Origin of the sequence: Roseomonas nitratireducens (assembly GCF_017813355.1) — a bacterium.
Taxonomy (GTDB): Bacteria; Pseudomonadota; Alphaproteobacteria; order Acetobacterales; family Acetobacteraceae; genus Neoroseomonas; species Neoroseomonas nitratireducens.
The window spans coordinates 140,889-148,471 of the sequence record NZ_JAGIYZ010000014.1 but is presented as its reverse complement, the minus strand read 5'-3'; the positions used below and the strand labels follow the sequence as shown (position 1 = coordinate 148,471).

9 protein-coding genes are annotated in these 7,583 nt (G+C 72.0%); 7 read left to right on the top strand and 2 right to left on the bottom strand.

Annotation, left to right across the window (positions count from 1 at the left end; genetic code table 11):
* The 4 genes from J5Y09_RS15490 to J5Y09_RS15475 all read left to right on the top strand — a co-directional run.
* The coding region (locus J5Y09_RS15490; RefSeq protein ID WP_209352714.1) for an SH3 domain-containing protein at nt 1-530 on the top strand (530 nt) is incomplete at its 5' end.
* Between the two features lie 43 nt (nt 531-573).
* Nucleotides 574-864 (top strand): SH3-like domain-containing protein, encoded by a 291-nt coding sequence (locus J5Y09_RS24800; protein WP_209352713.1) that lies wholly within the window; start codon nt 574-576, stop codon nt 862-864.
* Nucleotides 861-1,154: an SH3-like domain-containing protein gene (locus J5Y09_RS24795; RefSeq protein ID WP_209352712.1), complete on the top strand. Its 294-nt coding sequence runs from the start codon at nt 861-863 to the stop codon at nt 1,152-1,154. Before J5Y09_RS24800 ends, J5Y09_RS24795 begins: the two co-directional genes overlap by 4 nt.
* Before the next feature lie 3 nt (nt 1,155-1,157).
* Nucleotides 1,158-1,739 (top strand): nitrile hydratase subunit alpha, encoded by a 582-nt coding sequence (locus tag J5Y09_RS15475; RefSeq protein ID WP_209352711.1) that lies wholly within the window; start codon nt 1,158-1,160, stop codon nt 1,737-1,739.
* Nucleotides 1,740-1,890: 151 nt separating this feature from the next.
* On the opposite strand, the gene J5Y09_RS15470 is transcribed toward J5Y09_RS15475, so the two are convergent.
* Nucleotides 1,891-2,589 (bottom strand): CBS domain-containing protein, encoded by a 699-nt coding sequence (locus J5Y09_RS15470; RefSeq protein WP_245217152.1) that lies wholly within the window; start codon nt 2,587-2,589, stop codon nt 1,891-1,893.
* A 140-nt stretch (nt 2,590-2,729) separates the two neighbouring features.
* Between J5Y09_RS15470 and J5Y09_RS15465 the strand changes: the two genes are divergently transcribed.
* From J5Y09_RS15465 to J5Y09_RS15455, 3 genes are read left to right on the top strand one after another with little or no spacing between them, the layout of a single operon-like run.
* On the top strand, nt 2,730-3,701 hold the full coding sequence (locus J5Y09_RS15465) for a TAXI family TRAP transporter solute-binding subunit (RefSeq protein ID WP_209352710.1): 972 nt from the start codon (nt 2,730-2,732) through the stop codon (nt 3,699-3,701).
* A 58-nt stretch (nt 3,702-3,759) separates the two neighbouring features.
* Nucleotides 3,760-5,772, top strand: a complete 2,013-nt coding sequence (locus tag J5Y09_RS15460) for a TRAP transporter permease (protein ID WP_209352709.1) — start codon at nt 3,760-3,762, stop codon at nt 5,770-5,772.
* Between the two features lie 43 nt (nt 5,773-5,815).
* Nucleotides 5,816-6,493, top strand: a complete 678-nt coding sequence (locus J5Y09_RS15455; protein ID WP_209352708.1) for a YjbF family lipoprotein — start codon at nt 5,816-5,818, stop codon at nt 6,491-6,493.
* Here the strand turns inward: J5Y09_RS15455 and J5Y09_RS15450 are convergent.
* The gene (locus J5Y09_RS15450; RefSeq protein ID WP_209352707.1) at nt 6,477-7,532 is read right to left on the bottom strand and encodes a glycosyltransferase family 4 protein; all 1,056 of its coding nucleotides are present in this window, start codon (nt 7,530-7,532) and stop codon (nt 6,477-6,479) included. The two genes, J5Y09_RS15455 and J5Y09_RS15450, sit on opposite strands and share 17 nt — an antisense overlap.
* Nucleotides 7,533-7,583: the final 51 nt, after the last annotated feature.

The following is a 7,583-nucleotide window of genomic DNA, read 5'->3' as shown; positions in this document are numbered from 1 at the left end:
CCGCGGCAGGCGCCGCCGCCGGGGCCGCCGCCGCGCCGCGGCCCGCCGAGCCCGCCCCCGCCGCGCCGCCGCCGGACCCCCAGCCTTCCGTGGGCTCCGTCACCAACCTGCCGCTGCCGCGCTTCGCCGCGCTGCGGTCGGACGAGGTGAACCTGCGCGCCGGCCCGGGCACGCGCTTCCCGATCGAATGGACCTACCAGCGGCGTGAATTGCCGGTGGAGATCACGCGCGAATTCGAGCTCTGGCGCCGCATCCGCGACCCGGAGGGCACCGAGGGCTGGGTCCACCAGTCGACCCTGATGGGCCGACGCAGCGCCATCGTGCGCGGCGCGCCGAACAGCGAGACGTCGCTGCGCCGCCGGGCGGAGGCCGAGAGCCCGCCGGTCGCAAGGCTGCGCCCGGGCGTGGTGGTACGCCTGCGCGCCTGCGAGCCGCGCAGCCCCTGGTGCGAGGCGCAGGTCGGCGAGCATCGCGGCTTCATCCTGCGCAGCGAGGTCTGGGGCGTCTCCGCCGATGAGGAGATCAAGTAGCGGCCGCTTGCCGCACCGCCGCTGCCCGGCCTAGCCTTCACTCATGTCGGACGACCATACCCCCGCGATCCACGACCTTGGCGGTCTCCCCCGCTTCCACTGCACCCCCGTCGAGCATGACGAGGTGCCGCCGGACGCCTTCGGCAAGAAGGTGGACGCGCTGCGCCAGGTGCTGGCGCAGAAGAAGCTGATGACGGTGGACGAGCTGCGCCGCGGGATCGAGAGCATCCCGGAGGGCGAGTACTTCGCCCTCGGCTACTACGAGCGCTGGCTGCGGTCGATCGCCACGCTGATGGTCGAGAAGGGGCATGTCGCGAAGGAGGTGCTGGAATGAGCGCCGCCCCCCGCTTCGCCCCCGGCGCCACGGTGCGCGTGAAGGATGATTGGCCGGAGCGTCGCGGCCCCTGCCACATCCGCACGCCGCACTACATCCGCGGCCGCACGGGGAAGGTGGTGCGCCCGCTCGGCGCCTTCCCGAACCCCGAGGACCTCGCCTTCGCGCGGCCGGCGCCCGAGCGGCATCTGTACCATGTGCTGTTCGAGCAGCCGCCGATCTGGAACGAGGGCCAGCCCGGCGACACGGTGATGGTCGAGGTTTTCGAACACTGGCTCGAGGAGGCCTGAGCGATGGCCGCACCCCCGCGCGCGGAAAGCCTCGCGCTGCTTGAACGCCTCGTCGCCGCGCTCGAGGCGAAGGGCATCGTCACCGAGGGCGAGATCGCCGAGCGCCAGGCGAGCACCGACAAGGCGAGCCCGGAGACCGGCGCGCGCATGGTGGCCAAGGCCTGGACCGACCCGGCCTATCGCGCGCTGCTGCTGTCGGACGGCAAGGCGGCCGCCGAGATGATGGGCGTGTCCATGGCCGGCGCGCCGCCGCTCGGCGTGCTGGAGAACACGCCGACGCGGCATCACCTCGTCGTCTGCACGCTGTGTTCCTGCTATCCGCGCGCGCTGCTGGGCTATCCGCCGAACTGGTACAAATCCTTCGCTTACCGGTCGCGCGCGGTGCGCGAGCCGCGCGCGGTGCTGGCCGAATGGGGCACGATGCTGCCCGACAGCGTCGAGATCCGCGTCGTGGACAGCACGGCGGATTTCCGCTGGATGGTGCTGCCGATGCGCCCCGCCGGCACGGAAGGCTGGGACGAGGCTCGGCTCGCCGCCACGGTCACGCGCGACGCGCTGGTCGGCGTGGGGCTGGCGAAGGCCTGATCACCGCATAGGGCGGATCGAGGCGCCGCCTCGATCCGGGAGCGCGAATGCGCGACCGCGCCCAGACCATCATCGCCGCCGGCTGCGCCAGCGCATGGCGCGAAGGCAAGGCGGCCGGATGGCCGCCGCCCGCCGCCTGAGGGCAGCTAGACTATGCCCCGCCGTAGATGAACACCGGCATGGGCTGCGTGTCGTCCTGCACCGCCTTCACGCCCGGCACGTTCTCCGCCAGCACGCGCAGCGCCTTCTGCACCGTGTCGCTGCGGCGGAAGCCGTGGAAGGTGACCGTGCCGTCCTTCACCTCGACCATCGTGTAGAAGGTGTCGGTCCAGGGTTCCTTCTTCATCGCGGCCATCACCGCGCGGCGGATGCGCTCATCCGACAGCTCCGCCTCGACATGCGGCGGCGCGACCAGGGCGCGCAGCAGGTCGGCGCGGCTGACGATGCCCTTCAGCTTCTCGCCTTCCACCACCACCACGCGGCGGATCTTCTGCTCCTCCATCATGTGGGCGATGTGCGCGGCGCTGGTGTCGGGCGCGACGGAGACGACCTTCTCGGTCATAAGGTCGTGCGCCGTGACGCCATGGGTGCGGGCGTAGCGTTCCGCCTGGCTCGCAGGGTCGGCGAACAGCGCGCCGAACCAGGAGGACGGGCGGTCCTCCTCCCCCGCCAGGCGGCGGATCAGGTCGGCTTCCGTCACGATGCCGAGCACCTTGCCCGCGGCATCCACCACCGGCACGGCGGAGATGCCGCGGTCGGCGAGCAGGCGGGCCATGGCCATGACCGGCGTCTCGGGGGGGACGGTCACCACGTCGGGCGTCATCAGGTCGCGGGCGAGAAGGCCGGTCATCTTGGATCCTCCGATGGGATGCAGGCGGAATGTGCGGCGGACAAACGCGCCCCGCCTTGCGCCAGATCAACGGCGCGGGCTTCAAACCGGCGGCCAAGGCGGTTATCAGGGCCGCGTCCAACGGGACCAAGGAGGAATTCATGTCCGGGATCTCACGCCGCGGCCTGATGGCCGCAACCGCCGGCACGCTGGCGCTGCCGGGCCTTGCCGCCGCGCAGACGCAGATGGCGATCGCCACGGGCACGACGGGCGGCGTCTACTATCCGCTCGGCGGCGCGCTCGCGAACTACCTCTCGCGCGGCATTCCGGGCATGAGCGCGACGGCCGAGGTGACGGGCGGGTCCGTCGCCAATTTCCAGCTGCTCGGCGCCGGGCGCGTCGGCATGGTGTTCGGCCAGGTGGACGCCGCGGTGGACGGGCTGCGCGGCGCCGGGCCCTTCCGCGGCCGCACGGTGCCCGCGCGCGCCGTCGCGGTGCTCTACACCAACCGCATGCAGGTGGTGACGACGGCCGCGACCGGCATCCGCACCATGGCGGACCTGCGCGGCAAGCGTGTTTCCACCGGCGCGCCGGGCTCGGCGACCGAGCTGTTCGCCTTCCGCGTCATCGCCGCCGCCGGGCTCGACCGTGAACGCGACTTCCGCGCGCGCGAGCGGCTGAGCCCCGCCGAATCCACCAACGCGATCCGCGACGGCAAGCTCGACGCCTATTTCTTCGTCTCGGGCGTGCCGACCAGCGCCATCACCGACCTCGCGGCCACCCCGGGCACGCAGATCGTGCTGGTGGACCATGCGGACCTGCACCAGCGCATCGTCGCCGAGAACGGCCCGGTCTACTTCCCCGAAGTGATCCCGGCGAACACCTATCCGGGCCAGACGCGCGACAACCAGCAGCTCTCGGTCGCGAACATCCTCGCGGTGCGGGAGGACATGTCGGCGGAGATGGTGACGAACATCCTGCGCGTGACCTGGGAGAACCGGGAGGATTGGGCGCGGGTGCACGCCGAGGCGCGCAACTTCACCCTCGCCGCGCAGAAGACCGCCGCGGCCGGCATCCCCTGGCACCCGGCGGCGGAAGCCTTCTGGCGCGCCGCCGGCGCCACGCTGGCCTGATCGCCGCCCGCCGGGGGCCACCGTGCCCCCGGCGCGCTGACGGAGCATCCACCCCGCGATGACCAGCACCGCCCTGCCGCCCGAGGTGCCGAAGGGCGCGCTCGACGAGGCCACCGCCGCCCGCGTCGAGGCGCTGATCGAGCAGGAGGAAGGCGCGCAGAACCGCCTGCCCGGCCTGCTCGGCCATGCCGCGGTCGCGGTCGCGCTCGCCATGTCGCTGTTCCACCTCTGGGCGGCCTGGGACATCGTGCCGACGACGGTGCTGCGCTACGTCCATGTCGGCTTCGCGCTGGTGCTGGGCTTCGCGCTGTTCCCCATGGCGCGGCGCTTCCGCCACCGGCTGATGCCCTGGGACGTGGCGCTGCTGGCCGCCGGCATCTACTGCATCTGGTACCTGATCGCCGGCGGCGACGACCTGCAGGACCGCTATGTCTTCCCCGAGCCGATGGACATCGTCGTCGGCTGGATGCTGATCGCGCTGGTGCTCGAGGTGACGCGCCGCGCCACCGGCTGGATCATGCCCGCGGTCGCGATCGCCTTCCTGTTGTATGCCTTCTTCGGCGACATGCTGGCGCCGCCCTGGCGCCACCAGGGCTACGACGCCGAACGGCTGATCCCGCACCTGACGATCACGCTGGAAGGCATCTTCGGCACGGCGGTCGACGTCTCCGCCTCCCTGATCGTGCTGTTCACCATCTATGGTGCCATCCTGCAGGCGAGCGGCGCGGGGAAGTTCTTCGTCGACTTCTCCTTCAGCCTGACGGGCGGCAAGCCGTCCTCGGCGGGGCGGACCGTCGTGCTCTCCTCCTTCCTGCTCGGCGGGCCATCGGGGTCGGGTGTCGCGACGACCGTCACGTTGGGGACCGTCGCCTGGCCGATGATGCGCCAGGTCGGATACCGCGGGGACGATGCGGGCGGACTGCTGGCCGCCGGCGGGCTGGGCGCGATCATCTCCCCGCCCGTGATGGGTGCCGCGGCCTTCCTGATCGCGGAATACCTGAAGATCGGCTACCTCGACGTCATCGTCATGGCGATCGTGCCGACATGCCTCTACTACGCGTCGCTGCTGTTCATGGTGGAACTCGACCAGCGGCGGATCGAGGCGGAGCGCAAGGCGGACCCGAACGCGCCGCCGCCGCGCACCATGCATGTCGATCCGGTCGGCAAGCTGCTGCGTCTTTATGGTTTCCACTTCTCGACACTGGTCGCGATCATCGTCTTCATGGTGCTCGGCTATTCGCCGACGCTGTCCGTCCTCTATGCGATGATCGTCGCCGTCGTCCTGTCCTGGCTGCGGCGGGAGACGGCGCTGACGCCGCGGCGGCTGGCCGACGCGCTCGCCTCGGGCGCGGTGCAGTCGGTCGGCATCGCGGCGACCTGCGCCTGCGCCGGCATCATCGTGGGCGTCATCACGCTGACGGGGCTCGGGCTGAAGTTCAGCGACATCGCGATCCAGGCGGCGGGAGGGTCGCTGGTGGTCACCGCGATCTACACGGCGCTGATCGTGTGGGTGGTCGGGCTCGCCGTGCCCGTCACCGCCTCCTACATCATCTGCGCGGTGGTCGCGGCGCCGGCGCTGATCAAGCTCGGCGTGCCGGACTACGCGGCGCATATGTTCGTCTTCTACTACGCGGTCCTCAGCGAAGTGTCCCCGCCCACCGCGCTGTCGCCCTTCGCTGCCTCGGCCATCACCGGCGCCGGGCCGTATCGCACCACGCTGCAGGCCTGGAAGTACACGCTGCCCGCCTTCCTGCTGCCCTTCGTCTTCGTGACGGACCCGGAGGGCGTGGGCCTGCTGCTGTCGCTGCGCGACGGCATGACCTGGGTCGACGTCGCCTGGCAGGTGCTGCTGGCGGCCGGCGGCCTGGCGGCCCTGGCATCGGCCGCGCAGGGCTATGGGCGGCGCATCATGGCGGGGTGGGAACGCTGGGCGATGGCGCTCGCGGGGCTGCTGATGGTCTTCCCGGCGCTGGTCGAATACGTCGCGCGCGACCTGGTGCCCTATCCGCACCTGATCGGGATCGCGCTGGCCGTGCTGCTGGTGGTGCTGCAACGGCCAAGGCCGGCCTGAATTCCGGCTGTCCAGGCCGTTGCGAAATCGGCATGATTGAGGAATGCGCCGTGTCCTGCCGCTCTGCCTGCTGCTCGCCGCCTGCGAAGGCGCGGGCGCGGCCGACATGCTGCGTGTCGCGCTCTGGCCGCTGCCGGTGCCGGACTCGCTCTTCGTCGCCTCCGACGACCCCGCCCCGGCGCGCTGGGATGCCGAGGACGAGCCGCGCACGGATGGCCCCGCGCTGCTGCTGACGCTCGGCAGCCGCCAGGCCAGCGCGGCGCTGCTGCAGGAGGAAGGGGAGCGCCGGCTCTGGCGCACCCAGGGCGGCGTGGTGGTGGCGACCGACGGGCCGCGCATCGTCGCCACCGCCGGCCTGTCGGAGGTGCTGGCCGCGACGCGCTTCGAGGGGCCGGACGGCCTCGCCAGCGCGCTGGAGGCCGATGGCTGGCAGGGCACGCGCGTCGTCGATCTCGCGCGCGGGGGTGCGGACCCGGCGAGGATGCGTTTCGGACTGCGCCTCGAATGCCGCATGCGGGCGCGGCCGACCGAGGCCGTCGAGGTGCTGCTGGTGGAGGAGACCTGCCGCGGCGGCGCGCGCTTCGTGAACCGCTTCTGGGCCGATGCGCGAACGGGCGGCGTGTTCCGCTCGGAACAGTGGATCGGCGATGCCCTGCCGGCGCTGCGGGTAGACTATGTCGCGGCGCGCGCGCCGGTCGAGGTCGTCACGCCCGCCAGGTGAGGCCCGCGCGCCGCATCCGGCGGCGCACATGCAGCAGCCAGGCCGCCTGCACGGCGAGCGCCGGCAGCACCACCAGCGGCTTCGTCCCCGCGGGCAGGTGCAGGAACAGCGCGACCAGCGCCCCGTGGAACAGCACGAAGCCCCAATGGACCGCGGCGACCGCGCGCACGCCCATGCCGCTGCGCTGCGCCATCTGGTACAGGTGGGTGCGATGCGCGGATGCCACGTGCTCCCCCATCAGGGCGCGGCGCGCGAGGGTGAAGGCGGCGTCGAACAGCAGCCCGAACAGCAGCAGCGGCACGATGAGGAAGGAGACGGAGGCGCCGGCGAATTCCGTCGCCGCCACCGCCAGCACCGCCATCATGAAGCCGAGGAACTGGCTGCCGACATCGCCCATGAAGATGCGCGCGGGATGCAGGTTGAAGGGGATGAAGCCCGCGAGCCCCGCCGCCAGGAGCAGCGACGCGGCATAGACGAACCAGCCGCCCTGCCCCGCCGCGACGATGCAGAGGATGACCGCGGCGAGGAAGACCGCGCCGCCGACGAGCGAATCGAGCCCGTCCATGAAGTTCAGCGCATTGGTGCAGCCGACGATCCAGAACAGCGTGATCACCGGGCCGAGCCAGCCGAGCTGCACCTCCCCGATCCAGGGCAGGGCGAGCCTGTCCAGCACCAGCCCGCTCGCGACGGCGACCAGCGCCGCCCCTGCCTGCGCCGCGAATTTCACCGCGAAGCGCAGGTTGGCCATGTCGTCCCAGAGCGAGACCGCGGCGATGGCGACCGCCGCGCCGATCACGCCGAGGAATTGCGGCGCCGGCAGCCGCGCATGGTGCGCGCCGAGATAGAGCGCCGCCATGCCCGCCACGAAGGCCAGCACGATGCCCACGCCCCCGCCCCGCGGCGTCGGCCGGACATGGGAGGACCGGTCGTTCGGATGGTCGAGGATCGGCCAGGCGATCATGGCCCGCACCGCTGCCGCCGAGAGCAGCGCGAGCAGGACAGCGAAGCCGATATGCCGGAGGACCGCGTCGAGAAGCACCGGCGCGCTATGGCCGAGGCAGCGCCGCCCGTCCAGCGGCGCCGCGCGGGA